The sequence below is a fragment of the Nocardia farcinica genome (assembly GCF_001182745.1).
Lineage (GTDB): Bacteria > Actinomycetota > Actinomycetes > Mycobacteriales > Mycobacteriaceae > Nocardia > Nocardia farcinica.
The window spans coordinates 1,395,420-1,419,001 of the sequence record NZ_LN868938.1 but is presented as its reverse complement, the minus strand read 5'-3'; the positions used below and the strand labels follow the sequence as shown (position 1 = coordinate 1,419,001).

General features: G+C 72.2%; 24 protein-coding genes. 12 read left to right on the top strand and 12 right to left on the bottom strand.

Annotated elements, in window-relative coordinates; translation table 11 throughout:
- Nucleotides 1-19 precede the first annotated feature (19 nt).
- The gene (locus AMO33_RS06875) at nt 20-688 is read left to right on the top strand and encodes a hypothetical protein (protein WP_086846217.1); all 669 of its coding nucleotides are present in this window, start codon (nt 20-22) and stop codon (nt 686-688) included.
- Here AMO33_RS06875 and AMO33_RS06870 read toward each other — a convergent pair.
- Together AMO33_RS06870 and AMO33_RS06865 are read right to left on the bottom strand one after the other, a co-directional pair.
- A complete protein-coding gene (locus AMO33_RS06870; RefSeq protein ID WP_060591373.1) occupies nt 645-1,253 on the bottom strand; it encodes an HAD family hydrolase in 609 nt (202 codons plus the stop codon). The genes AMO33_RS06875 and AMO33_RS06870 overlap by 44 nt on opposite strands.
- Before the next feature lie 441 nt (nt 1,254-1,694).
- Nucleotides 1,695-2,711 (bottom strand): TIGR03617 family F420-dependent LLM class oxidoreductase, encoded by a 1,017-nt coding sequence (locus AMO33_RS06865; RefSeq protein WP_060591371.1) that lies wholly within the window; start codon nt 2,709-2,711, stop codon nt 1,695-1,697.
- Between the two features lie 172 nt (nt 2,712-2,883).
- Here AMO33_RS06865 and AMO33_RS06860 point away from each other — a divergent pair, with 172 nt between their 5' ends.
- From AMO33_RS06860 to AMO33_RS06845, 4 genes are all read left to right on the top strand, one after another.
- Entirely contained in the window at nt 2,884-4,389 is a 1,506-nt protein-coding gene (locus AMO33_RS06860) for a flavin-containing monooxygenase (protein ID WP_060591369.1), read from the top strand.
- Between the two features lie 76 nt (nt 4,390-4,465).
- Nucleotides 4,466-7,708, top strand: a complete 3,243-nt coding sequence (locus AMO33_RS06855; protein WP_060593333.1) for a carboxyl transferase domain-containing protein — start codon at nt 4,466-4,468, stop codon at nt 7,706-7,708.
- Between the two features lie 9 nt (nt 7,709-7,717).
- A complete protein-coding gene (locus AMO33_RS06850; RefSeq protein ID WP_011209227.1) occupies nt 7,718-8,605 on the top strand; it encodes an SDR family oxidoreductase in 888 nt (295 codons plus the stop codon).
- A 173-nt stretch (nt 8,606-8,778) separates the two neighbouring features.
- Nucleotides 8,779-9,867, top strand: a complete 1,089-nt coding sequence (locus tag AMO33_RS06845) for a PP2C family protein-serine/threonine phosphatase (protein WP_060591367.1) — start codon at nt 8,779-8,781, stop codon at nt 9,865-9,867.
- Between the two features lie 9 nt (nt 9,868-9,876).
- Here the strand turns inward: AMO33_RS06845 and AMO33_RS06840 are convergent, their stop codons facing one another.
- The 7 genes from AMO33_RS06840 to AMO33_RS06810 all read right to left on the bottom strand — a co-directional run bounded on the left by AMO33_RS06840 (nt 9,877) and on the right by AMO33_RS06810 (nt 14,299).
- Nucleotides 9,877-11,403: an FAD-dependent oxidoreductase gene (locus tag AMO33_RS06840; protein ID WP_060591364.1), complete on the bottom strand. Its 1,527-nt coding sequence runs from the start codon at nt 11,401-11,403 to the stop codon at nt 9,877-9,879.
- A gap of 57 nt (nt 11,404-11,460) precedes the next feature.
- Nucleotides 11,461-11,778 carry a hypothetical protein gene (locus AMO33_RS06835; protein ID WP_060591361.1) on the bottom strand — a complete coding sequence of 106 codons (318 nt, stop codon included), beginning with the start codon at nt 11,776-11,778 and terminating at the stop codon, nt 11,461-11,463.
- A 30-nt stretch (nt 11,779-11,808) separates the two neighbouring features.
- The gene (locus AMO33_RS06830; RefSeq protein ID WP_060591358.1) at nt 11,809-12,270 is read right to left on the bottom strand and encodes a hypothetical protein; all 462 of its coding nucleotides are present in this window, start codon (nt 12,268-12,270) and stop codon (nt 11,809-11,811) included.
- A gap of 46 nt (nt 12,271-12,316) precedes the next feature.
- Nucleotides 12,317-12,628 (bottom strand): hypothetical protein, encoded by a 312-nt coding sequence (locus AMO33_RS06825; protein WP_060591355.1) that lies wholly within the window; start codon nt 12,626-12,628, stop codon nt 12,317-12,319.
- An 88-nt stretch (nt 12,629-12,716) separates the two neighbouring features.
- Entirely contained in the window at nt 12,717-13,448 is a 732-nt protein-coding gene (locus tag AMO33_RS06820; protein ID WP_060591352.1) for a metallophosphoesterase family protein, read from the bottom strand.
- Between the two features lie 5 nt (nt 13,449-13,453).
- Nucleotides 13,454-13,717: a BON domain-containing protein gene (locus AMO33_RS32940; RefSeq protein WP_060591350.1), complete on the bottom strand. Its 264-nt coding sequence runs from the start codon at nt 13,715-13,717 to the stop codon at nt 13,454-13,456.
- A gap of 6 nt (nt 13,718-13,723) precedes the next feature.
- The gene (locus tag AMO33_RS06810; RefSeq protein ID WP_011209235.1) at nt 13,724-14,299 is read right to left on the bottom strand and encodes a nucleotidyltransferase family protein; all 576 of its coding nucleotides are present in this window, start codon (nt 14,297-14,299) and stop codon (nt 13,724-13,726) included.
- A 112-nt stretch (nt 14,300-14,411) separates the two neighbouring features.
- Between AMO33_RS06810 and AMO33_RS06805 the strand changes: the two genes are divergently transcribed.
- A complete protein-coding gene (locus AMO33_RS06805) occupies nt 14,412-14,834 on the top strand; it encodes a ChaB family protein (RefSeq protein ID WP_041560979.1) in 423 nt (140 codons plus the stop codon).
- Nucleotides 14,821-15,318, top strand: a complete 498-nt coding sequence (locus AMO33_RS06800) for a DUF6328 family protein (protein ID WP_011209237.1) — start codon at nt 14,821-14,823, stop codon at nt 15,316-15,318. The genes AMO33_RS06805 and AMO33_RS06800 overlap by 14 nt, the downstream gene beginning before the upstream one ends.
- Here the strand turns inward: AMO33_RS06800 and AMO33_RS06795 are convergent.
- Nucleotides 15,272-16,537, bottom strand: a complete 1,266-nt coding sequence (locus AMO33_RS06795; RefSeq protein ID WP_011209238.1) for a glycosyltransferase — start codon at nt 16,535-16,537, stop codon at nt 15,272-15,274. The genes AMO33_RS06800 and AMO33_RS06795 overlap by 47 nt on opposite strands.
- 231 nt (nt 16,538-16,768) lie before the next feature.
- Here AMO33_RS06795 and AMO33_RS06790 point away from each other — a divergent pair, with 231 nt between their 5' ends.
- The 5 genes from AMO33_RS06790 to AMO33_RS06770 all read left to right on the top strand — a co-directional run bounded on the left by AMO33_RS06790 (nt 16,769) and on the right by AMO33_RS06770 (nt 21,710).
- Nucleotides 16,769-18,928 carry a catalase gene (locus AMO33_RS06790; protein ID WP_060591348.1) on the top strand — a complete coding sequence of 720 codons (2,160 nt, stop codon included), beginning with the start codon at nt 16,769-16,771 and terminating at the stop codon, nt 18,926-18,928.
- Between the two features lie 294 nt (nt 18,929-19,222).
- Nucleotides 19,223-19,618 carry an STAS domain-containing protein gene (locus AMO33_RS06785; RefSeq protein ID WP_011209240.1) on the top strand — a complete coding sequence of 132 codons (396 nt, stop codon included), beginning with the start codon at nt 19,223-19,225 and terminating at the stop codon, nt 19,616-19,618.
- A gap of 86 nt (nt 19,619-19,704) precedes the next feature.
- The gene (locus tag AMO33_RS06780; protein WP_062954105.1) at nt 19,705-20,385 is read left to right on the top strand and encodes a PAS and ANTAR domain-containing protein; all 681 of its coding nucleotides are present in this window, start codon (nt 19,705-19,707) and stop codon (nt 20,383-20,385) included.
- Nucleotides 20,386-20,503: 118 nt separating this feature from the next.
- A complete protein-coding gene (locus AMO33_RS06775) occupies nt 20,504-20,935 on the top strand; it encodes an ATP-binding protein (RefSeq protein WP_060591341.1) in 432 nt (143 codons plus the stop codon).
- Nucleotides 20,925-21,710 carry an RNA polymerase sigma factor SigF gene (locus tag AMO33_RS06770; RefSeq protein ID WP_060591339.1) on the top strand — a complete coding sequence of 262 codons (786 nt, stop codon included), beginning with the start codon at nt 20,925-20,927 and terminating at the stop codon, nt 21,708-21,710. Before AMO33_RS06775 ends, AMO33_RS06770 begins: the two co-directional genes overlap by 11 nt.
- Before the next feature lie 31 nt (nt 21,711-21,741).
- Here AMO33_RS06770 and AMO33_RS06765 read toward each other — a convergent pair whose 3' ends face one another.
- Nucleotides 21,742-21,924, bottom strand: a complete 183-nt coding sequence (locus AMO33_RS06765; protein WP_060591336.1) for a hypothetical protein — start codon at nt 21,922-21,924, stop codon at nt 21,742-21,744.
- Between the two features lie 43 nt (nt 21,925-21,967).
- A complete protein-coding gene (locus AMO33_RS06760) occupies nt 21,968-23,053 on the bottom strand; it encodes an Rv2629 family ribosome hibernation factor (protein WP_060591334.1) in 1,086 nt (361 codons plus the stop codon).
- Nucleotides 23,054-23,582 lie beyond the last annotated feature (529 nt).

The window sequence follows — 23,582 nt, the reverse complement described above, 5'->3', positions numbered from 1 at the left end:
CGTGGCTAGGATCGCTCGAATGGATTCGGAGAAGGGGAGCCCCCGGCGGCCGGACACGGTGTATCGGTCGACCGGCGCGGCACCAGGGGCGCTGGTGTGTTGCGGTGTCGTCGCGGTGCTCGGCTTGGCCGCGGCCGTGAGTGGGGTGGCGGTGCTGGCGGGCCTGGTCGGCGCACTGTTGTTCGGGCCGATCGCCTGCGAGATGGGGTGGGCGGCGCTGCGGCGCAGGCCCGAGCTGGTGATCGGGGACGAGGCGATCGCGCATCCCGCGCTCGGCCACATCGCCTGGAGCAGTGTCGATCACGTGCGGGTGCGGCGGGACGGGCGCGGCCGGGTGCTCGAGATCGTGCTGCGCGGCGGGTCGATGCGGGCGTGCCCGTGTGTCCCGGTCAGCGCGTTGCCGGTGCGGGTGGACGCGGTGCTCGGTGCGATCCGGGCGCACCGTCCCGACGTGCTGATCGGTGGCGAGCGGGTGGTGCAACAGGGCGTGCCGGTGCTCGGCCGCACCGTGGCCCGCGGCGGTCAGTCCGCGCCGGTGGACCGCGAGGACGTGCCGGTGCTCGGCGCCGCGGGCGGTGCGCCGGCGCGCGCGGGGTCGGCGGTGCTGGACGGACCGCGCCGCCGCGCCGGGCTGCGCGGGGCGATCAGGCGACGGCCTGCTCGTCCAGCCAGGCCGGGAAATCGGTGAGGCCCGCCAGAATCACATCCGCCCCGGCCGCCCGCAACTCGTCGGCGTCGCACGGTCCGGTCGTGACGCCGACGGCCAGCGCCTGCGCCGCCTTCGCGCCCCGCATGTCGCCCGCGTGGTCACCGACGAACACCCGCGCGCGGTGCTCGCGCAGCGCACCGGCCTTGGCCGCCGACCAGAGGTCACCGACCAGGGCGTCGACCCGCCAGCCCAGCGCGTCGAGGTGCAGCTGGGCCAGCGGCGTGTGCTTGCCGGTGACCACCACCACCCGGCCGCCCCGGTCGAGCACCGCCGCCAGCGCGGCGTCCGCGCCCGGCATCGCGGGGATCCGGGCGACCACCGAGGGGTAGAGCTCCCGGTAGCGGGACACGAACGCCGGGATGAGGCTTTCGTCCATGCCCGCGTCGGCCAGCAGCATCGGCATCGGCGGCCCGAGCTTGTCGACGATGTCGGCCCCGCGCACGCCCACCCCGAACTCGGCGGCGGCGATGTCGACCGCCCTGGCCACCCCGGGGCGCGAGTCGATCAACGTCATGTCCAGGTCGAATCCGACGGTCCAGCTCACCCGTCCGACCCTAGACGAGCGGCCCGAGCGGCCGTCCGGGTGCGGTCGGCGTTCCGGTCACCGCGGGTGGGCGGGGCGGGCCGTGGCTGCGCCCCTGCGTTCCGGTTCCGGTCCGCCGCGCGATCGCGGCCCTGGCGCGGTCGGGCTGCCGGTGGCCGTGCCGGAGACGGGGATCACGGGCGACGCCGAGCCGGACCTGTCCGTCGGCGACAGCGCGGATAGCCGGAAAAGTCTGCCGCCGAGGGAATTCCGCCGAGGCACGACGCGTCCGATGCCGAATTGTGTTGCGGTCTCGCCTGATTCACGTGGAACCGGGCGTGCACCGCGTGCCGGTCGGCACGGGCCGCAGCCCGAAGCGGGGGCGGGACGCGGTGCAAGCCGTGCGTGTTTGCAGTGTGTGCACGCGTGACCGGTTCGCTCGTCATACGCGGAATTCGCAGGTCAGACCGCCTGATCCGCACCGACCAGGTGATCGACCAGCTCCGCCAGCGTCGCGTCGTCCGGTGCGTAGGGCTGGTAGAAGCACACCCGGTCCGACAGTCCGCTCACCCGGGCGCGGATGTCGGCGGCCACCTCGGCCGGGGTGCCGCGGGCGGTGATGGTGGCGAGCATGTCGTCGTCGACGAGGTGGGCCATCTCCTGCCAGCGACCCTGCTTGGACAAAGCGTTGAGTTCCGGTTGCAGCTCGCCCCAGCCGTGCAGGTCGAGCACGGGACGGTAGGCGGGGGTGGAGCCGTAGAAGGCGAGCAGGCGGCGGGTGGCGGCGTCGGCGGCGGCCTGCTCGGCCGCGGAGCGGCCGACGGCGACGATGACCTCGGGTACCACGGTGAAATCGGCGCGCTCGCGCCCGGCGGCGGCCAAGCCCTCGTCCACCGCGGGCATGGTCCGTTCCCGCAGGTACCGCCGGGAGGTGAAGGGCATGACGAGCAGGCCGTCGGCGACCCGGGCCGCCATCGCGGTCATGCGGGGCCCCAGCGCGCCGAGGTGGATCGGCGGCGGGCCGAAGGGGTTGGGGCCGGGGCTGAAGGTGGGGGTCATCAGGGTGTGGCGGTAGTAGCGGCCGCGGAAATCCAGTCGTTCACCGGTCTGCCAGCAGTCGAAGATCGCGCGCAGGGCCGCGACCAGCTCGGCCATGCGCTCGACCGGATCGTCGAACGTGGCACCGAATCGCCGTTCGATCTGGGTGCGGATCTGGGTGCCCAGGCCGAGGGTGAATCGGCCACCGGACAGCAGCTGGAGATCGTTGGCCTGGTGGGCCAGATGGATCGGGTTGCGGGGGAAGGCGATGGCCACGTTGGTGAGCAGATCGAGTCCGCCGACGGTCGCGGCCAGCGTCAGCGGGGCGAACACGTCGTGCGGACCTTCGAAGGTGAACACCCCCGCCACCCCCGACGCACGGAGTGCCCGCGCCCGCTCGGCGCTGTCGGTGAGGCCGTAGATCGCCGTGTACACCCGCATCGGACCACCACTCCTCCGACCGCCACGGCGGACTGCAACGCGTTTCAATTCGGTCGCGAATGTAGCATCCGGGACGCCCTGATCTAGACGTAACTTGCGATAACATGTAACCTCGCGGCAACGCTCGGACAAGGGAGCCCGAGTGCGCGACCCAGACGAAACGAGTACCTCAATGACGCGGCATGTCGACGTACTGATCATCGGCGCAGGGCTGTCCGGCATCGGAATGGCCTGCCACCTCACCCGGGAACGTCCGGAGCACAGCTTCGCGATCCTCGAACGGCGCGACAGCATCGGCGGCACCTGGGACCTGTTCCGCTACCCGGGCATCCGCTCGGACTCGGACATGTACACCTTCGGCTACGGCTTCCGGCCCTGGAACGGCACCAAGGTGCTCGCCGACGGACCGAACATCCGCCAGTACATCGAGGACACCGCCCGCGAATACGGCGTCACCGAGCACATCCGGTTCGGCCGCAAGGTCATCCTGGCCGGCTGGTCGAGCGAGCGCGAACTGTGGACGGTCACCGCGCTGGACGAGCGCACCGGCGCCACCGAGGAGTGGACCAGCCGCTTCCTGGTCGGCTGCACCGGCTACTACGACTACGACAACGGCTACCGGCCCGAGTTCCCCGGCGAGGAGAACTTCCGCGGCCGGATCGTGCACCCGCAGCACTGGCCCGAGGATCTGGACTACCGCGGCAAGCGCGTGGTGGTGATCGGCAGCGGTGCCACCGCCATCACCCTGGTGCCCGCGATGAGCACCGACGCCGCGCACGTGACCATGCTGCAGCGCTCGCCCACCTACATCACCGCACTGCCCGCCGAGGACCCGGTGGCGCTGGCGCTGAAGAAGGCGCGGGTGCCCGACAAGATCGCCTACCAGGTCGGCCGCGCGCGTAACATCGCCCTGCAGCGGGCCAGCTTCCAGCTCTCCCGCACCCATCCGGAGAAGGCCAAGAAGCTGCTGCTGGCCGCGATCCGGCTGCAGGTCGGCTCCGGCATCGACATGCGCCACTTCACTCCCAGCTACAACCCCTGGGACCAGCGCCTGTGCGTGGTGCCCAACGGCGACCTGTTCAAGGTGCTGCGCAGTGGCAAGGCCTCGATCGTCACCGACCGCATCGAGACCTTCACCGAGGACGGCATCCGGCTCGAATCCGGCGAGGAGCTGCCCGCCGACATCATCGTGACCGCCACCGGCCTGCGCGTGCAGATGCTCGGCGGCGGCGCGCTCGAGGTCGACGGCGAGCCGGTCGTGGTGCGCGACCGCGTGGTGTACAAGGGCGCGCTGCTCGACGGCATCCCGAACGCGATGGTGGTGCTCGGCTACACCAACGCCTCCTGGACCCTCAAGGCCGACCTGGCCGCCGAGTACTTCTGCCGGCTGCTCGGGCACATGGCCGAGCGCGGGTACCGCACCTTCACCGCCGTGGCCCGCGAGGGCGACCGTGGCACCGACTCGGTGATGGGCGGCGCGCTGACCTCCGGCTACATCCAGCGCGGCGACGCGGTGATGCCGCGCCAGGGCACCAACGGCCCGTGGCAGGTGATCAACAACTACTTCCGCGATCGCGCCTTCCTGCGCAAGGGGCCGATCGAGGACGGTGTGCTCACCTTCGACGCGCACGCCGCCGCGTCGGCACCGGTCCGCGCCGCCGAAACCCGCAGCGCCTGAGCCGCCGGGGCCACGCGGGACGGGCCGTGCTCGCCCCGCGTGGCCCCCGACCATGATCGTCGGCGAGACTGGCCCCATGCGTGTGGTCGTGGTGAACAGAGGCGAGATCGCGGTCCGGATCGTGCGGGCCGCCCGGGCCCACGGGTATCGAACGCTGGTGGTGCACACCCCCGCCGAAGCCGCGACCCTGCCGGTGCGACTGGCCGACGACGCGGTCGAACTGCCGGGGGAGGGGGCGGCGGCCTACCTGGACATCCCCGCGGTCGTGGCCGCGGCCCGCACCGCCGGTGCGGGCGCGCTGGTGCACCCGGGCTACGGATTCCTCAGCGAGAACGCCGAGTTCGCCAGGGCCTGCGCCGCGGCCGGGCTCGTCTTCGTCGGCCCGGATCCGCGGGTGCTGGCCACCTTCGGCGACAAGGTCGCCGCCCGCGCCGCCGCCGAACGTGCCGGGGTGCCGGTGCCGCCGGGCACCCCGGTGGGCGCGGACGCGACGGCCGTGGCCGCGCTGCTTTCCGAGCATCCCGACGGTGTGATGATCAAGGCGGCCGCCGGAGGCGGTGGCCGCGGGATGCGCGCGGTCCGGGACCCGGACGAACTCGCCGACGCCTACGCCCAGTGCCGGGCCGAGGCGAACGCCGCCTTCGGCGACGACCGGGTGTTCGCCGAGGCGCTGGTCGACGGGGCCCGGCACATCGAGATCCAGGTCGTCGCCGACGGCGTGCACGCGCGGGCGGTGGGCGACCGCGATTGCAGCGTGCAGCGGCGCCGCCAGAAGCTGGTGGAGATCGCGCCCGCGCCGGAGCTGGCCGAGACCGTGCGCGAACGGTTGCACCGCGCGGCGGCCGCGCTCGCCGAATCGGTGGGCTGCCGCGGGGTGATCACGGTGGAGTTCCTGGTCCGCGGGGCCGAAGCGTGGTTCCTCGAGGTGAATCCGCGCCTGCAGGTCGAGCACACCGTCACCGAGGAGGTCACCGGACTCGACCTGGTGGGCATCCAGTTCGCGCTGGCCCGCGGCCGGACGCTGGCCGAACTGGCGCTGCCCGACACCACCCCGCGCGGGCACGCCGTGCAGGCGCGGGTGAACGCCGAGACCATGACCGCGGGCGGGGACGTGCTGCCCGGGTCGGGCATCGTCACCCGCTTCGACGCGCCGACGGGCGCGGGCGTCCGGGTCGACACCGCGGTGTTCGCGGGCCTGCGGCACACGGTGCAGTTCGATTCGCTGCTGGCCAAGGTGATCGCCCGCGCCGACACCCACGCCGCGGCCGTGCGCCGGTGCGCCGACGCGCTCGCCGAGACCGTCGTCGTCGGAGTGGACACCAACGTCGCGGTGTTGCGCGCGATCCTCGACGCCCTCGCCGAGGCCGGTCCGGTCGACACCGGCTGGTTCGAGCGGCACGTCGACGGCATCCTCGCCGCCGCGGCCGAACTCGCGCCGGTGGTCCCACCGGAGTCCGTGCCCGACGGGTCCGGGCCCGATCGCACCGGGCCGGAGCTCGGGCCCGACGAGCAGGCGTTGGCCACGCCGATGGGCGCCACCGTCGTCGCCCTCGCCGACACCGGCGCCGTCGTGGCGGCCGGTGCCGAGGTGGCGGTGCTGGAGGCGATGAAGATGCAGCACGTGTTGCGCGCCGAGCGGCCGCTGCGGGTGCTGCGTCACCTGGTCGCGCCCGGCGACGTGGTGGACCCGCACACCGCGCTGCTGGTGTGGGCGCCCGCCGAGCACGACGGCGAGGACACCGAGCGCGCCACCGTCGACCTCGACGCCATCCGGCCCGACCTGGCCGAGGTCCTGGAGCGTCACCGCGGCGTCCTGGACGAGGCGCGGCCGGACGCGGTCGCCAAACGGCACCGGCTGGGCAGGCGCACCGCCCGCCGGAACATCGACGACCTCGTCGACGCGGGCAGCTTCGTCGAATACGGTGCGCTCGCGGTCGCCGCGCAACGGCTGCGCCGCAGCCAGGAGGACCTGATCGCCAACACCCCCGCCGACGGCTTGATCGGCGGCGTCGCCACCGTCAACGCCGATCGTTTCGGCCCCGACGCGACGCGCACGGTGGTGCTGTCCTACGACTACACCGTGCTCGCGGGCACCCAGGGCATGCGCAATCACGCCAAGACCGACCGGATGCTGGAGCTGGCGCACGAGCAGCGGCTGCCCGTGGTGTTCTTCACCGAGGGTGGCGGCGGGCGGCCCGGTGACACCGACTACCCGGGGATCTCCGGCCTGGACGTCACCACCTTCCGCGCGATGGGTGCGCTGTCGGGGCGGGTGCCGTTGATCGGCATCGTCTCCGGGCGCTGCTTCGCGGGCAACGCCGCGCTGCTCGGCATGTGCGACGTCGTGATCGCCACCCCCGACGCCAACATCGGCATGGGCGGGCCCGCGATGATCGAGGGCGGCGGACTCGGCGTGTTCCGCCCCGAGGACATCGGGCCGATCGAGGTCCAGCGGCGCAACGGCGTGGTCCACGTGGTCGCCGCCGACGAGGCCGAGGCGGTCGACATCGCCCGCCGCTACCTGGCCTACTTCCAGGGCGCCGACAAGCAGTGGCAGGCGCCCGATCCGCGGCTGGCCCGGCACGTCGTCCCGGAGAACCGCTTGCGCGCCTTCGACATCCGCGCCGCGATCGAGGCGGTCGTCGACGTGGGCTCGGTGCTGGAACTGCGCCGCGACTGGGGTGTGGGCGTGGTGACCGCGCTGGTGCGGGTGGAGGGGAAGCCCTACGGTCTCGTGGCCAACGACTGCCACCATCTCGGCGGGGCGATCGACGCGCCGGCCGCAGACAAGCTCAGTGCGTTCCTGCGGCTCTGCGACGCGCACGGGCTACCGATCGTGGCACTCTGCGACACACCGGGGTTCATGGTCGGCCCGGACGCGGAGAAGCACGCGACGGTGACCAAGTTCAGCAGGCTGTTCGTCGACGCGGCGAACATGCGGGTGCCGTGGGGCACGATCATCCTGCGCAAGGGCTACGGGCTGGGCGCGCAGGCGATGGCGGCGGGTTCGTTCCGCGCGCCGCGGTTCGTGGTGGCGTGGCCGACCGGCGAGATCGGCGGGATGGGCCTCGAGGGGGCGGTGCGGCTCGGGTTCGCTAAGGAACTGGCCGCCATCGCCGACCCGGACGAGCGAGCCGAGGCGTTCGACGCCCTCGTCGCGGCGGCCTACGCCAACGGTAAGGCGCTCACGGCGGCCACCGTGCTCGAACTCGACGACGTCATCGACCCGGCCGACACCCGACGCTGGATCGGGCTGCTGACCGGCCCGGAAAGAGCTCGGGGACAACGATTCATAGACAACAATGTTCGTGAACACTAGGGTCGTGGCATGACCAAGTTCGACGGCAAGAGCTGCCTGATCACCGGCGCCGCCAGCGGGCTCGGCCGCAGTACCGCGCAGGCGGTCGCGGCCAAGGGCGCCTCGCTGGTACTCACCGACATCGACGGCCCAGGACTCGAGCGTACCGCCGCGGAGCTGCGCGACGGCGGCGCCACCGTGCATCTGGCCGAAGCGCTCGACGTGAGCGACCACGACGCCGTCGTCGCGCTGGCCGAGCAGACCCACGCCCGGCTCGGCAGCGTCGACATCGTCATGAACGTCGCGGGCATCGCCACCTGGGGCACGGTCGACCGGCTCACCCACCGGCAGTGGCGCCGCACCGTCGACATCGACCTGATGGGGCCGATCCACGTCATCGAGGAGTTCCTGCCGCCGATGATCGCCGCGGGCCGCGGCGGGCACCTGGTGAACGTCGCCTCGGCGGCCGGCCTGTTCGGGCTGCCGTGGCACGCGCCCTACAGTGCGGGCAAGTTCGGTCTGCGCGGTGTCTCGGAGGTGCTGCGCTTCGACCTGCGCCGGCACCGGATCGGGGTCAGCCTGGTGTGCCCGGGGGCGATGCGCACCCCGATGGTGAACCGGGTGGAGATCGCCGGGGTCGACCGGGAGGCCGAGGCCGTGCAGAAGGGGATGAAGCTGTTCCTGCGCCACGCGGTGACGCCCGAGGCGGCGGCGGCATCGATCGTGCGCGGGGTGGAGCGCAACCGCTACCTCGTCTACACCTCCCACGACATCCGCGTCGGCCACTGGGCGCAACGGTACTTCCCGCCCGCCTACACCCTGGCCATGCGCGGGCTGAACTGGGCCATGCAGCATTACGTGGACAAGCCGGGCGTGCTGCGCGAGTCCGGCCGCGAGCGCGATGCCCCGCTGCCGTAGGTAGCATCCAGGCGAGAACTGCGCCGGCCGACGACGAAGGGGGACTGGGTGCGGGGCGACACGCCGCGATGCGGTCAGGGGGCGAAGTGGGGCGACGGGGCCGCCGGTCTGGAACGCTGGAGGCCCGACCTGCCGGTCGGCCGTGCCACCGACATCCGTTCGAGGACCACCCTGTGAATCCCGATCTGCCCAAGGATCCCGCCGACGTGCCCACCGAGCCCGTCGAACACCGCGCGCCCGGCGCGACGCCACGGCCCGCCGAGGCCCCGACCGTCGAGATCACCGCCGAGAGTTCCGGCCTGCCCGCGGGACACGACCCGGCCACCCGGCCGGTCCGGCACAGCGGCCCGCGCTGCCCCGACTGCGACGCCGAGGTGAGCGGACCCCGGTGTCCTGGCTGCGGCGCCGACCTCGACGGCAAGTACGTCGCGCTGCCGGTGCCGGGCGCCGCCGCCGACCGGTTCGAGGCCGATCTGGGGGCGGTGTGCGTGGTGACCGATCGCGGAATCGCGCACGCGCGCAACGAGGACGCGGTCGCGGCGGCCGTGCTCGAGGGCGAGCACGGCCCGCACACCACCGTGATCGTGGTCTGTGACGGGGTGTCCACCTCGGCCAATCCGCAGGCCGCCTCCGGCACCGCGGTGCGGGCCGGGGTACAGGCCTGCCTGGCGGCACTGCGCCAGGGGGCGACGGCGCCGGACGCGGCACAGGCCGGACTCGCCGCGGCCGCCGACGCGGTGCGCGCCATCGCCACCGACGATCTGCACGCACCGTCGTGCACCTACGTCTCGGCCGTCGTGCGCGGCGCCGGAGGCGGCGCCGTGGACGTCACCGTCGCCAACGTGGGTGACAGCCGGGCGTATTGGCTTGCCGCCGAGCCGTTCCGCGACGATCCCGGCTTCATGCCGTCCCAGCGGCTCACCGTCGACGACTCCTGGGCGCAGGCCCTGGTCGACGCGGGCGCGATGGACGAGCAGGCCGCGATGAACGACCCGCGCGCGCACACCCTGCTGCGCTGGCTCGGGGCGGATTCCGACGAGAACCCGTGGTCGGAGAACGCGGTGCGGACTTTCCGTGCGGTGGGGCCGGGCCGGTTGCTGCTGTGCAGCGACGGGCTGTGGAACTACCGCCCCGAGCCGGACGGGCTGGCCGCGCTGGCCGCCGCGCCCGATCCCATGGCCGCCGCGCGCGATCTCGCCGATTTCGCGGTGCGCAGCGGCGGCAACGACAACATCACCATCGCGCTCGCGCCGGTCTCCTAGCGGCCGGGGTCAGGAGCCGAGGTTCTCGGTGGCCGGGCTCGCCGGCAGCGGGCTGCGGCGGGTCGGCAGCGGTTTGGTGGCCGGGCCCTCCAGCACGCTGCCGTCGGGGGCGAACCGCGAACCGTGCAGCGGGCAGTCCCAGCTGCGTTCCGCGTCGTTCCAGTGCACGATGCCGTAGAGGTGCGAGCACACCGCCGACACCTCGTGGGTGACCCCGTCGACCGTCGACACCGCGGTGGGGTGCAGGCCGTGCCGTTCGACCCGGCCGCAGCCCTCCGGCGGCACGGTCGTGCCCGAGTTGCCGAGCAATCGCAGCCAGCCGGTCGACATGTGTTGCGCGACGGCGGCATTGACCTGCACGCCGGAGCCGAGCGACTTCAGCTCACCAGGCTGCCAGGTGGCCAGCGTCCCCGCCCAGGCCGGTGTCTTGCCGGTCAGCCGCCCGGCCAGCGCCAGCGCCGCGGCCGCCCCGTTGGTCATGCCCCACTTGGCGAAGCCGCTGGCCACCAGCACGCCGTCCTGGCCGGGCAGCAACGGCCCGACGTACGGGAGTTCGCTGACCGGGTGATAGTCCTGCGCCGACCAGCGGTACAGCGGTTCGGCGCCGGGGAACCACCGCCGCGTCCAGTCCAGCACCTGCTCGACATGCGCGGCCTCGGAGCGGGTGCGGCCGACCTCGTGGCCGCTGCCGCCCACGAGCAGCAGATCACCGTCGGCGGTGGGGTGGTAGCGCAGCGAGCGGCTGGGCTGACCGGCGCTGATGTACATCTCGTGCGGCACCGGCCCCGGCACGCGGAACGCCGCCAGATAGGAGCGCTGCGCGGTGAGCCGGGCGAAGAACCCGCCGCGGTCGAAGATCGGGGTGCCGGTGGCCACCACCACGTTCGTGGCCGAGACGTCGCCGTGCTCGGTGCGCACCACGATCTGCCCGCCGTCGTGGCGCAATGCCTGCGCGCGCGTGGACTCGTAGATGGGCGCGCCGTGCGCCTCGACCTCGGCCGCGAGCGCCGCCAGCACGGCCATGGGGTCCAGCTGTGCCTGCTCGGCCAGCCGGACGGCGCCGTGCGCGGGAAAGGGCACGTCCAGCTCGTCCACCAGCTCGGTGGGCAGGCCGACCGCGCGGGTCGCCTCGAACTCCGCTCGCACCGAGGACAATTCGGATTCGTCCTGCGCGTAGGTGTATGCGGGCACCCGTTGGACGTCGATGTCGTGGTCGGCGCAGAAGTGCAGCAGCCAGTCCAGGCCGTCGCGGTTGGCGGCGACGTACCGGGACAGCGTCGCCGTGCCGTGGCGCTGGGCGATGGTGCTGCCCCTGGTGCCTTGCAGGAGCGAGACTTTCGCGGTCGAGGCGCCGGTGGTGCCCGCGCCCACCCGCCTGGCCTCGAGGACGGCGACCTCGCGTCCGCTCTGCGCCAGCAGCAGCGCCGTCGTCAGCCCCACCAGTCCGGCGCCGACGACGAGGGTGTCGTATCGGGCACCGGCGGTGAGGCGCAACCGCGCGGGAACCTCCGCGTCGTTCAACCACAGTGACGTCATGCAGGGGGCATATCCGTTGCGGTGGCCGCGAAACGCGGCCGACGCAATCACGGGCGGCTACTTGGGCACCAGCACGCCGGTCAGGTCCGCCTGGTGGATCGGGGTGTCCGGGTCGGCCTGGGCGCTGCACATCAGGTCGATGGCGGCGATGGCCAGATCCAGGGTGTTCTGATCGGCGGGCGCTTCGCCGCGTTCCTCCTCGAGGAACTTCGTCACCGTGGTGCGCTTCTTGTCGGCGTCCTGGGCGGTGAACTCGCTGCACGGAGTGTCTCCGCCCTTGTTGACCGCCTTCTCGGCCTCGTCGCACGCCGTGCCGAAGGCGGCGAGGGCGGCGGCGGCCAGCAGTGCCGCGACGGTGTTCCGCGGTGCTCTCATCGGATCTCTCGCTTCCTGTGTGTCATGGCTTCAGAACCCGGCCAGCGCGGCGGCCAGGTCGGGGACGTCGAGCACCTCGAGTGCGCGGTCGCGGACATCCGGACACTGGGTGGTCGTGGCGGTGTCGACCACGGAGCGGTCGCGCACCACCGCGTCGTTGAGTCCGCCGTTGCGGACCGCCCAGTTGTGCACGGCGCCGTTGAAGCTCACCCGCGCGATGATCGAGCCCTGATCGCGCCAGCTGTCCAGGTCGGCGCGGATCGTGTCGCACAGCGCGGTGGCGGCTTCCGGAGAGATCCGGTCGGGGTCGGGAACGTCGGTGACCGAGCTCGACGGCGGGGCGATGGTCATTTCGAAACCGGGATCGGTCGGCGTCGCGGGCACCGCGGGCTGGTCGGTCTCTAGGGCGTTGCCGCAGGCGGCCAGCAGCGCACACGCCGCGGCGAGGGGCAACGCCGAGAAGGCCCGCCTGCGCGGGCTCGGGGCTGTCATGTTCAGTTCTTCCTCTCGGCACCGGCGCGGCCGGTGTGCGGCGGGGTCAGTGACCCCGGTCGTCGAAACCCGAATTCCGGTCGGAGAGCTTCTGGAGCCTGCGGTGCTCGGCGAGGATCAGCACCGCCCCGATGATCAGGAACAGGGCTGCGGCGATGCCGCCGATGATCGCCCAGCCCTCGAAGCCGTAACCGGCCGCGACCAGCGTCAGGCCGACGGTCACGATGCCGAGTCCGACCAGGATCATGCCCGGCCAGTTGCGGGTGTCCTCGATGGCTTCGCCCGCGTGCGATCGCATCGTCCTGGCGTGGTCGGGGAAGTCCCCGTGCTGGGGGGAATGGCTCTGGGCACTCATCATGGTCTCCTTTCGAGTCCACCTCGTCACGGGTGCCGCTTCGGGGATACCCGTGGCTCTTCCGGCCAATCGACCGGGACGGCGGCGTGGCTCACAGCCCCACGCGGGTGCGGGCGGGCTCGAGTTCGTAGATGGCGTAGGCGGACCGGATCACCGGCTCGGCCACGTTGCGGACGCGGATGCCGCCGGGGGTGGTGCCGCGCTCGGTCCCGGCATGGGCGTGCCCGTGCAGCGCGAGGTCGACATCGAACTCGTCGATCACCTCACCGAGCAGATAGGAGCCGAGGAACGGATAGATCTCGCGCGGCTCGCCGTGCAGGGTGTCGCTGACGGGGGAGTAGTGGGTGAGGACGACGGTGACATCGGTGCGCAGCTCGCGCAGCACCGCCCGCAGCGATTCCGCCAGATCGCAGGTGTGCTGGGCGAATTCGCGCATGATCCGCTCACCGAAGACGCTGGCGCACTTGCCGGCGAACCCGCCGCCGAAGCCCTTGGTGCCCGCGACACCGAGGGTGCGCCCCTCGATCTCGACGGTGGCGGCCGTTCCCTCGAGCACCGTGATGCCGTGGTCGGTGAGCAGCGCGGCGATCTCGTCCTGCGCGTCGCTGTGGTGGTCGTGGTTGCCCAGCACCGCCAGCACGGGCACTCCGAGATCGGCGAACTCCTCGGCCACCACCCTGGCCTCGGCGACGGTGCCGTGCCGGGTGAGGTCGCCGGCGAGCAGCAGGACGTCGGCCCGCAACGGCAGTTCGCGCAGCACCGGGCGCAACTGCCCGCCGGAATCGGTGCCGAGATGGACGTCTCCAACCGCGGCGATGCGCATGCGGCTCAACTCCTTTCGGGGGTCGACAGGTGTTCGGCGCCCGCCGGTGCGGCGGGATGCACCACCCGCACGTCGTTGTGGACGCGCAGCTGCGGCAGCTGTTCGCGCACCACCGCCGTCATCTGTTCCTTGAGCGCCTCGCTGGCCACCTCGCCGTCCAGGACGACGACATCGCCGCGGATGGTGACCTGCACACCCAGTTCCGCGGTGCGCGGATCCTCGGCGAGGGCCCGGCGCAGGTGGGCGACCTGGTACTGCGGCTTGTCCATCGGTTCTCACCCGGCTTTCTTCATGTCGGCGCGCGTGTCGGCGATGCCGAGATCGTCGATCAGCCCGAGGAAGGCCTTCGCGTAGGGGGAGTGGATCGTCTCCGCGCGCACCTGCGGCCAGTCGACCTGCTCGCGCAGATCGCGGGCGATGTGCAGCAGCGGGCTCAGATCCAGCCGATGGGCGTCGAAGACCAGCAGCTTGTCCACCATCAGGTCGGTGGCGCTGACCACCGGCGCGACCGCGGGACCGATCCGCATCGTCTCGGCCCGGTCGAGCAGCTCGTCGGTGACGTCGCGGCAGTTGGGGCGGTAGATGATGTCGATGAGGGTGTCGCGGTCGTAGACCTTCTTGAGCCAGTCCTCGGCGGGGTCGCAGCCGCGCAGCCCGGCGCGGGTGAGCACCTGGACGGCGCGGGAGGCGTCCTCGGGTTTGACGAACAGATCGACGTCGTGGTCGGAGGCGGGACCGCCGCGGGCGTAGACCGCGCAGCCGCCCGCCACCGCGAACCGCACGTCGGATTCGGACAGGGCGTTCACGGCACGCGTGAGGGCGTGCAGCAATTCGTCCATCGTGGCGACCATGCCGGCGTGATACCCGGCGCCAGGTCGGTTAATCAGTGGTGAGCACGGGTATGCGAGCCGTGCCAGTGCCGGGAAACCGCCGGTGAACCCGATCCGAAAGGGGGCAGTGGAGATGCCGAAGACCACCCGCACGGGGGAGGCGAAGAAGTCCGAGCTGCCCAGCACGCTGCGGCGTTCGGAGGAGAAGGCGCAGCGCACCTTCGCCAAAGCCCACGATGCCGCCCTGGCCGAGTACGGCAGCGAGGAGCGCGCGTACCGTGTCGGCTACAGCGCGCTCAAGCACAGCTACGAGAAGGTCGGCGACCACTGGGAGGCCAAGGAGCAGCGCGGGCCCTCCGACGAGCGCGCCGAACACGGCGGGCCCGATGCCGAAGGCGAGACCGCGGGCGGGGTGAACGCCAACGCCTCCAAGAAACACCTGCTCGATGTCGCCGGGCGGCTGGGCATCACGGGGCGGTGGAAGATGACCAAGCACCAGCTGATCTCGGCGATCGAGAAGGAGAATCGCCGGGAGACCGCCCGTGCGCGTTCCTGACGACGCCTGGAACCGGGTGGCCAGGGGCGAGACCGAAACCGAACGGCTGGACCGCAACTGGAACAGCCTGGTCCAGGAACTGCGCGTGGTGCAGACCGGGGTGCAGTTCCTGGTCGGCGCCCTGCTGATCGTGCCGTTCCAAGCCGGGTTCGCCGAACTGTCCGACCGTGAGCGCGCGGTCTACCTGGCCACCGTTGCCGCGGCCTTCGGTGCGACGGTGCTGTTGGTCGCGCCGGTGTCGTGGCATCGGATCCTGTTCCGCCGGCACCGGCTGGCCAACGTGGTGGCGGCCGCCCACCGCTGCGCGATCGCGGGCCTGGCGCTGCTGGGTGTCGCGCTGGTCGGGTCGCTGGTCCTGGTGGTGGACATCGTCGTCCACCCGGCGGCGGGGTCCGCGGCGGGCGCGCTGGTGGCGGTGTCGTTCCTGATCGCCTGGCTCATCTCGCCGTGGCGGTGGCGCGGGCCGGGGCGGCGCGCCGGCTGAGCGCCGGATCGACCAGCTCGCGCGCCAGCGCGCTGTCCCGGGTCGGTGCGGCCCGGTGGTAGACCGCCAGCGTCCGCTCCGCCACCCGGTCCCAGGAGTAGCGCTCGCGCACCCGCTCGCACCCCGCCGCGCCCCAGGTGCGGCGCAGCACGTCGTCGTCGAGCAGCGGGCGTACCGCGCGCGCGACGGTCTCGGGGGCGGCCGGGGCGACGAAACGTCCGGTCACGCCGTCGACCACCGCATCGAGCATGCCGCCCACGGCGGTGGCGACGACCGGCCTGCCGCAGGCCATCGCCTCGAGCGCCACCAGCCCGAACGGCTCGTAGCGCGGGATGGCCAGCACCGCGTCGGCGGAGCGGTACAGCCGGGGCATGGCGCTGTGCGAGACCCGGCCGAGCAGCCGGACCCGGTCGCCCACACCGCATTCGGCGGCCAGCCTGCGCAACCGTTTGGTTTCCGCGTCGTCGGCCACGTCGTCGCCGACCGCGCCGCCCGCGATCACCAGCTCGGTGCCGGGCAGTTCGGGCATGGCGCGCACCGCGACGTCGAATCCCTTGCGCGGCAGCAACTTTCCCGCGCACAACAGCCGGTGCCGCGCCTTGCGGTCGGCGGCCGCGCCGCCCGGGGTGAACGCCGTGACATCGACACCCGAGGGCACCACCGAGATGCGGAAGCGCGGCACGCCCATGCGCACCAGCTCCACCGCCTCGTCCACGCTGGTGGCCAGGATGTGCCGGGCGCGGGTGGCGATCAGCCGCTCGAACCGGATGCGTGAGGGCGGGCTGGTGTCGGCGAGGCCCTGGTGCCTGCGCTTGACGGTGCCCAAGGCGTGGAAGGTGACCACCACGGGGATGTCGAAGGCTCGCGCGGCCAGCTCGGCCGCCAGCGCCGACATCCAGAAGTGCGCGTGCACCAGCTGCGGTCGGTCGGTGAGCCAGTGCCTGCGCAGGAAGGTGCCGAACTCACCCAGGTGCGGCAGGGTGCGGTCGCGCGGCAACGGCTCGGGCGGGCCCGCGGGTACGTGCACCACCCGGTAGCCGGGACGGGTGAGCACCTCGGTCCTGGTGTGCGGATCGACGCGGCGGGTGTAGACGGTGACCGAGTGCCCGCGCCGCGCCAGCGCCGCCGCCAGCTCGGCGACGTGCAGCTGTTGACCGCCTTCGGGTCCGCCCGGTTCGGCGAGGGGGCTGGCGTGCTCGGATACCAGGGCGATCTTCACGGATGCTCCGTTCGGGCGAGAAGGACGGATCGGGCCGACTGAGTGGCGCGCAGACACATCCGCCGCGGCCCGGGGACCGAGCGAGGCATCCGCGGTCTCGTCGCGGATATGCCCGCCGACGGGCGCCGCCAAACGGGTGTGAGCCCGACCCGGTGGGGTAAGGCCGCCAGTGAGGCCCGCCCCGGGCCGCCGCACACACGCGCACGGACTGCGAGAACGCGAGAGGTGAGGATGACTGGGCACACCCCCGACACCCCCGACAATGCCGCCGACGCCGACCACGCCGCCGGCGGAGCGGATCGCAAGCAGCGTCAGCTCGACGCCCACCGGGTCGACCGGGAGCAGGGCCACCTCACCACCCAGCAGGGCGTGCGAGTGCGCCACACCGACGACGCGCTCTCGGCCGGCGCCCGCGGCCCCACGCTGCTCGACGACTTCCATGCCAGGGAGAAGATCACCCACTTCGATCACGAGCGCATCCCCGAACGCGTGGTGCACGCGCGCGGCGCCGGTGCCTACGGCTACTTCCAGCCCTACGACGACCGGCTGGCCGAATACACCGTCGCGAAGTTCCTGACCGATCCCGCCGAACGCACCCCGGTGTTCGTGCGCTTCTCCACCGTCGCCGGTTCCCGTGGTTCGGCCGACACCGTGCGCGACGTGCGCGGTTTCGCGACCAAGTTCTACACCTCGCAGGGCAACTACGACCTGGTCGGCAACAACTTCCCGGTGTTCTTCATCCAGGACGGCATCAAGTTCCCCGACTTCGTGCACGCGGTGAAACCCGAGCCGCACAACGAGATACCGCAGGCCGCCTCGGCGCACGACACCCTGTGGGACTTCGTGTCGCTGCAGCCGGAGACCCTGCACGCGATCATGTGGCTGATGTCGGACCGGGCGCTGCCGCGCAGCTACCGGATGATGCAGGGCTTCGGCGTGCACACCTTCCGGTTCCTCGACGCCGCGGGCACGCCGACCTTCGTGAAGTTCCACTGGACGCCCAAGCTCGGGGTGCACTCGCTGGTGTGGGACGAATGCCAGCAGATCGCCGGGCGCGACCCCGACTACAACCGCCGCGATCTGTGGGACTGCATCGAGGCCGGGCACTATCCGGAGTGGGAGCTGGGCGTGCAGCTCATCCCGGTGGAGAAGGAGTTCGACTTCGACTTCGACCTGCTCGACGCCACCAAGCTGGTCCCCGAGGAACAGGTGCCCGTGCTGCCGGTGGGCCGGATGGTGCTCGACCGCAACCCGGACAACTTCTTCGCCGAGACCGAGCAGGTCGCCTTCCACACCGCCAACCTGGTGCCGGGCATCGACTTCACCGACGACCCGCTGCTGCAACTGCGCAACTTCTCCTATCTGGACACCCAGCTGATCCGGCTCGGCGGCCCCAACTTCGCCCAGATCCCGATCAACCGCCCGGTCGCCGACGTGCGCAACCACCAGCAGGACGGCTACGGCCAGCACGCCATCCCGCGCGGGCAGGCGAGCTACACCGTCAACAGCATCGGCGGCGGCTGCCCCGTCGTGGGCGGCGACGGCTCCTACGAGCACTACCCGCGGCAGGTGGACGGCCGGGCGCAGCGCCGGCGCGCCGAGAGCTTCCGGGAGTACTACCGGCAGCCGCGGATGTTCTGGCGCAGCATGTCCGCACCGGAGGCCGAACACATCGTGGAGGCCTTCGCCTTCGAACTCGGCAAGGTGCAGCGGGTGGAGATCCGCGAGCGCACGCTCGGCCAGCTGGTGCGCATCGACCCCGACCTGGCCGTGCGGGTGGCGGGCCGGCTCGGTCTGCCCGCGCCGCCGCCGGACCCCGAGGCCGGCACCGATGCCTTCGTCTCCCCGGCCCTCTCGCAAGCCCACACCGCCAAGGACGGCATCGCCACCCGGCAGGTCGCGGTGCTGGCCGCCGACGGAGTGGACGCGGCGGGGGTGCGGGCGCTGCGCTCGGCGCTCACCGAACGCGGCGCGATCGTGGAGGTGATCGCCTCGCACGGCGGCATGGTGCACGCCGACGGCGGCGACGGCGACACCCTGCCGGTCGATCGCACGCTGATGACGGTGGCCTCGGTGCTCTATGACGGCGTCGTGGTCGCCGGCGGGCAGACCGGAGTGGAGACGCTGACCCGCAACGGCGAGGCGGTGCATTTCGTCCTCGAGGCGTTCAAGCACGCCAAACCGGTCGCGGCGTTCGGTGCGGGTGTCTCGCTGTTGCGGATCGCGGGCATCCTCGACGCGGCGCGGGTGCACGAGGCCGACCCGACCACCGGCGTGATAACCACCGACACCCACGGTGACGGTCTTGACGAGCGATTCGTGGCCGATCTGGCGCGGGCACTGGCGAACCATCGGACGTGGCAGCGGGCGACCTCGGCGATTCCGGCATAACGGCCGACGGCATGACATTGCGCGCTCGGCGTGCAAGACTGTAGGCAGGTTGAGACTCCAGCCGACCCCGGTTCGACGCAGTGGGTTACCCCCACCGGCGCGGTTCCGTCTCGGCGGTCCGCCCGGCCCGGTCGACGAGGGCTTTTGCTTTGCACGACACCACGCGCAGGGCGCGGCTGATACGCAGCACAGCACGAGCATCAGCCGTCCGCACCATGCCTGACGATCCACCAGGATCGTCACTCGCCACAAACCCGCAGCACCGATCTGGAACCGCTTCCAGGGAGGTCCTCCATGTCAGTAGACGCCACGATCTCGAGCAACCACGACGCCGATCCGCGCTCGCCCGGCGGACGGGTCTGCGCCCAGCGGGTCGAGCATCGCCACCGGTGCGTGGTGATCCGCATCGAAGGCGAACTCGACGCGCTCGCCCAGCACCGATTCCACGAGACACTGGATCGGGCCACCCACTCGGACTGCCATGCCGTCGTGGTGGACCTGCGGGCCGCCCGGTTCCTGAGTATCCGGGCCGCCGCCATGCTCGGCACGGTCCGCGGCGAGGCCGCCCGACACGGTGTCGACCTGCGCGTCGTCACCGGGCGGCGGGAGATCGAGCGATCGCTGGAGATCACCGGCGTCCGCTCCCAGTTCCCGCGCTACCCGTCCATGCGTGCCGCCATGGAGGCGTGAGGACTTCGGCCTCTTCTTCCGTGACCTTGGTCCTCGGAAGGTCCGATCCGCTCGCTGTCGCCTCCCGTTCTTCCGATACTGGGACGGTGACGGAGAGTGGGTCGGTCTCGCCCGGGGAATCGGGGGCGCGGGACCGGGTGGTCGGCGCCGGCGCGCCACGCGACGTCGGGAGCTTCCGCTTCCGGTTCGCCGATCAGCGGTGGGAATGGTCCGACGAGGTGGCCGCCATGCACGGTTATCCGCCCGGCTCGGTGGTGCCGACCACCGAGCTGCTGCTGTCACACAAGCATCCCGAGGACCGCGAGCAGGTCGCCGCCACGCTGGCCAGGGCGATCCGGGATGCCGCGCCGTTCTCCAGCAGGCATCGCATCGTCGACACCGCGGGCCGGGTGCGCCACGTGATCGTGGTCGCGGACCGGATGACCGACGCGAGCGGCAGGCCGATCGGTACCGCGGGCTACTACATCGATGTCACCGGAACGCTGGCCGCGCACCGCCGGGAGACCCTGGACGACACCCTGCCCGAGCTGTACGCCGCGCGCGCGGTGATCGAGCAGGCCAAAGGTGTGCTGATGTTCGTCTACGGCATCGGCGCCGAACAGGCGTTCCGGGTGCTGAGCTGGCGATCGCAGGAGACCAACACCAAGTTGCGGGCGCTGGCCGCCCAACTGCTGGCCGACATCGGCGCCGTGCCGGTGCCCGTCGGCGTGCGCAGCCACTTCGATCACCTGCTGCTCACCGCGCACGAGCGGATCGGGAAACGCTGAGGCGGTGTCCGATTCGGGTTTGGTCACCCCCACCACGGGTACGCGCTCCCCGAGCCCGCGACGGTCCGGTGGCCGCTCGTGGCGAACCGGCAGCGTGTGGAGTGAGGTGGTGATGGGTATGGGGGAGCGGATCGGACGGTCCTCGACCGGCACGACGAGCATCGGTATCCGGGTGCCCGCCCGGCCCGACCAGCTGACGATGCTGCGGGCACTCGCCGAAACCGTCGCATTGATCGCGGATTTCGCGATCGACGAGGTGACCGACATCCGCCTGGCCCTCGACGAGGTGGCGACGGCCCTGGTGCTCGACGCGGCGCCGGAATCCATCCTCGAATGCGAGTTCTCCTACGCGGCCGACTGCATGCACGTGCGGGTGCGCGGTGTCGCGCTGTCGGACGCGGTGGTCAGCCAGGCCGGTTTCGGCTGGCACATCGTGCGCACTCTCACCGAATCCATTGCGGCGGTGCAGGAACCGTACGACGGCCGCATCGGCGGGTATCGGACCACGATCGACTTCCGGTGGACCAGGGAGCTGGTCGATGGCAGCTGAGTCCCGGTCGGCGGGCGACAGCTACGACAACATCGAGCCGCTGTTCGAGAAGATCGCGGCGCTCGATCCCGGCGACCCGCGCCGGACCGCGCTGCGCGCCGAGGTGATCGACCGGGCGCTGCCGCTGGCCGAGCACATCGCGCGCCGCTTCTCCGGCCGCGGGGAGTCGTTCGAGGATCTGCTGCAGGTGGCGCGCCTGGGCCTGGTGCAGGCCGCCGACCGCTTCGACGTCGGCCGCGGCTCCTCGTTCCTGGCCTTCGCGGTGCCGACGATCATGGGCGAGGTGCGCAGGCACTTCCGCGACAACACCTGGGCGGTGCGGGTTCCGCGCCGCACCAAGGAGATCCAGGGCAGCATCGGCGCCACCGTCGAGGAGCTCTCGCAGCGGCTGGGGCGGATGCCGCGCGCCCGTGAGATCGCCGCCGAGCTCGGCATCGACGTCGTGGAGGTCACCCAGGCGCTCATCGCGGGCAATGCCTACCAGTCCTCGTCGCTGGATTCGACCGCGGGCGACGACGGCGAGAACACCCCGTTGCCGCTGTCGGAGAGCCTGGGCGCGGAGGAGCCGTCCTTCGAGTTCGTCGACGACTACCTGGCGGTGCGCCCGCTCATCGCCGAACTGCCCGAGCGTGAGCGGCAGGTGCTGGTGATGCGGTTCTTCGAGGGCAAGACCCAGACCCAGATCGCGGATGTGCTCGGTGTCTCGCAGATGCACGTCTCGCGCATCCTGTCCAAGACGCTGCACGCCTTACGCGAGCAGGCGCTGCGCGATTGACGCGCAGCGCCTGCCCGGTCGTCCGTCCGGCCTATTCGGTATCGAGTTCGGTGCGTTCCACCCGGTCGGCGGCGGGATTGTCGTCGTCGGCGGGCGGTTCCGGGTCGCGCCATTCCTCGGCCCGGCTGGACCGGTTGCCCCGCAGGGTGCCCTCCAGTTCGTGGGCCAGCTCCTCGTCGGCGACAGGTCCGTGCTTGGTGTTTCCGCGTTCCATGATGTCCTCCTTCGGGGGTGGGTGGTCAGCGGTGGCGCGGTGGTCAGCGGTGGCGCAGCAGGGCGCCGACGCCGTCGGCGGGGGCCTGCGCGCCGTGTACCGGGGTGATCTCCGCGCCCGAGGCGATCGCCGCGACCGGTAGCGCCTCGTCGGCCCGCCGCTCCCGCGGCTGTTCGGGATGGCGCGGGTCGAGGTGGATGGTCGTCTCGGGTACCGCGTCGGTGTCGATGAGCAGTGTGGCGACGTTGCCTTCGGCCAGCGCGCGGGCGGTTTCGTGCAGGCCCTGCACGGCCAGGCCGTCGGCGCGGCCGAGCGCGGCGCGGAAACTGTCCAGCGCGTCGGCCCGGTGGTGGTCGGCGCACTCGTCGACCACCTCGTGCACGCGGGCGTCCAAGGCGGCCGGGTCGACGCCCGCGGCCCGGCCGCCGGTCTCCACCTCGATCACGCGGTGATGCTGCTTGCCGAGCTCGGCGTGCAGCTTCGCGCGGGATTCGACCTCACCGGCGAGCACGATGACCTCGGCGTGTGCGGCCTCGGCCAGTTCTTCGACGTCGTGGGCGACTTCGCCGAGGTTGCGGCGGGTGGTCTCCTCGACCCGGGTCTGCATCGTGCGGTGCGACCAGCCCCCGCCGGGCACCTTGTGCACCGGGTGGTCTTCGCCGCGCACGGTGCGCCTGCGTTCGCCGCCGTTCTCGTCGACGGCGTAGAGGTCGGCACCCACCTTGTCGACCACCGCGACCACATGCGGCACCCGATGCGCGCGTGCCTCCAGCAACGGCAGGACATAGGGCAGTTCCGAGACGCGCACGACCTCACGGGCCGGTGGCTGCGGCAACTCCACGTCGACGAGGACCTCGTTCTCGTCGGCGATCAGCAGGTGCCCGGCACGGCCGCGATCGGGCCTGCCGCGCACCGCGGCCTCGGCGAGCACGTCGAGCATGGACTCCGAAGCGCCTGCCGCGCGCAGCTTCTCGGCGATCGAGCGCCACCGCAACGCCAGCTGCCGTGCGGCGTCCTCGGTGTTGTGCGAACTGTCGTAGTACGCCGAGGCGAACGGGCCGGGACGGGTCGCGAGCGCGCGCAGGTCGATCGCGGACATGTCGTCGAGCACGGTGACCTCCTTGCTCACTGCGGGTTCGGCGGTATCGGGTCCGGTCCGGGGCCCGGCGCGGGCGGTGGGGTGGGATCGCGCGGATCGGGTCCAGGGACCGGCGGCACCGGTCTGCCCGGCTCGCCCGGTGGGTGCGGCTCGCCGGGCGTACCCGGGTCGCCGGGCGGGACGGGGCGGTGGGGTTCCGGCGGGAACGGATGACCCGGCTCGGGGGGCTCTGGCCTGCCGGGCTCGGGCGGGAAGGGATGGCCGGGTTCGGGTTCGGGTGGGAAGGGCACCGGGTCGGGTTCGGGTGGGAAGGGGACCGGGTCAGGCTCGGGTGGGATCGGGTGACCGGGCACCGGGTCCGGCTCCGGTACCGGCGGGACGGGGTCCGGTGTCGGGTCCGGTGGTGTGCGGTCGTTCATGGCGCCGTCCTCCTCGCTCGCGTTCCGCAGCCGCCTCCGGCCGCCGACCCGCTCGGGCGGTGTCCGATCGGTCCGAGCGGGGCGGCCTTCGTGGTCGCGCTCCGCTGCCGCCGCCGGCCCCCGGAGCAGGTTGTCGTCTC

What these genes read in the sequence shown, in the direction of transcription:
- AMO33_RS06850 (WP_011209227.1), top strand. Translation starts at nt 7,718, where the DNA reads ATGACCAAGTTCGACGGCAAGAGCTGCCTGATCACCGGCGCCGCCAGC.
- AMO33_RS06765 (WP_060591336.1), bottom strand. Translation starts at nt 21,924, where the DNA reads ATGGAACGCGGAAACACCAAGCACGGACCTGTCGCCGACGAGGAGCTG.
- AMO33_RS06785 (WP_011209240.1), top strand. Translation starts at nt 19,223, where the DNA reads ATGTCAGTAGACGCCACGATCTCGAGCAACCACGACGCCGATCCGCGC.
- AMO33_RS06810 (WP_011209235.1), bottom strand. Translation starts at nt 14,299, where the DNA reads ATGGTCGCCACGATGGACGAATTGCTGCACGCCCTCACGCGTGCCGTG.
- AMO33_RS06775 (WP_060591341.1), top strand. Translation starts at nt 20,504, where the DNA reads ATGGGGGAGCGGATCGGACGGTCCTCGACCGGCACGACGAGCATCGGT.
- AMO33_RS06820 (WP_060591352.1), bottom strand. Translation starts at nt 13,448, where the DNA reads ATGCGCATCGCCGCGGTTGGAGACGTCCATCTCGGCACCGATTCCGGC.
- AMO33_RS06830 (WP_060591358.1), bottom strand. Translation starts at nt 12,270, where the DNA reads ATGACAGCCCCGAGCCCGCGCAGGCGGGCCTTCTCGGCGTTGCCCCTC.
- AMO33_RS06770 (WP_060591339.1), top strand. Translation starts at nt 20,925, where the DNA reads ATGGCAGCTGAGTCCCGGTCGGCGGGCGACAGCTACGACAACATCGAG.
- AMO33_RS06865 (WP_060591371.1), bottom strand. Translation starts at nt 2,711, where the DNA reads ATGCGGGTGTACACGGCGATCTACGGCCTCACCGACAGCGCCGAGCGG.
- AMO33_RS06855 (WP_060593333.1), top strand. Translation starts at nt 4,466, where the DNA reads ATGCGTGTGGTCGTGGTGAACAGAGGCGAGATCGCGGTCCGGATCGTG.
- AMO33_RS32940 (WP_060591350.1), bottom strand. Translation starts at nt 13,717, where the DNA reads ATGGACAAGCCGCAGTACCAGGTCGCCCACCTGCGCCGGGCCCTCGCC.
- AMO33_RS06825 (WP_060591355.1), bottom strand. Translation starts at nt 12,628, where the DNA reads ATGATGAGTGCCCAGAGCCATTCCCCCCAGCACGGGGACTTCCCCGAC.
- AMO33_RS06805 (WP_041560979.1), top strand. Translation starts at nt 14,412, where the DNA reads ATGCCGAAGACCACCCGCACGGGGGAGGCGAAGAAGTCCGAGCTGCCC.
- AMO33_RS06840 (WP_060591364.1), bottom strand. Translation starts at nt 11,403, where the DNA reads ATGACGTCACTGTGGTTGAACGACGCGGAGGTTCCCGCGCGGTTGCGC.
- AMO33_RS06860 (WP_060591369.1), top strand. Translation starts at nt 2,884, where the DNA reads ATGACGCGGCATGTCGACGTACTGATCATCGGCGCAGGGCTGTCCGGC.
- AMO33_RS06790 (WP_060591348.1), top strand. Translation starts at nt 16,769, where the DNA reads ATGACTGGGCACACCCCCGACACCCCCGACAATGCCGCCGACGCCGAC.
- AMO33_RS06875 (WP_086846217.1), top strand. Translation starts at nt 20, where the DNA reads ATGGATTCGGAGAAGGGGAGCCCCCGGCGGCCGGACACGGTGTATCGG.
- AMO33_RS06835 (WP_060591361.1), bottom strand. Translation starts at nt 11,778, where the DNA reads ATGAGAGCACCGCGGAACACCGTCGCGGCACTGCTGGCCGCCGCCGCC.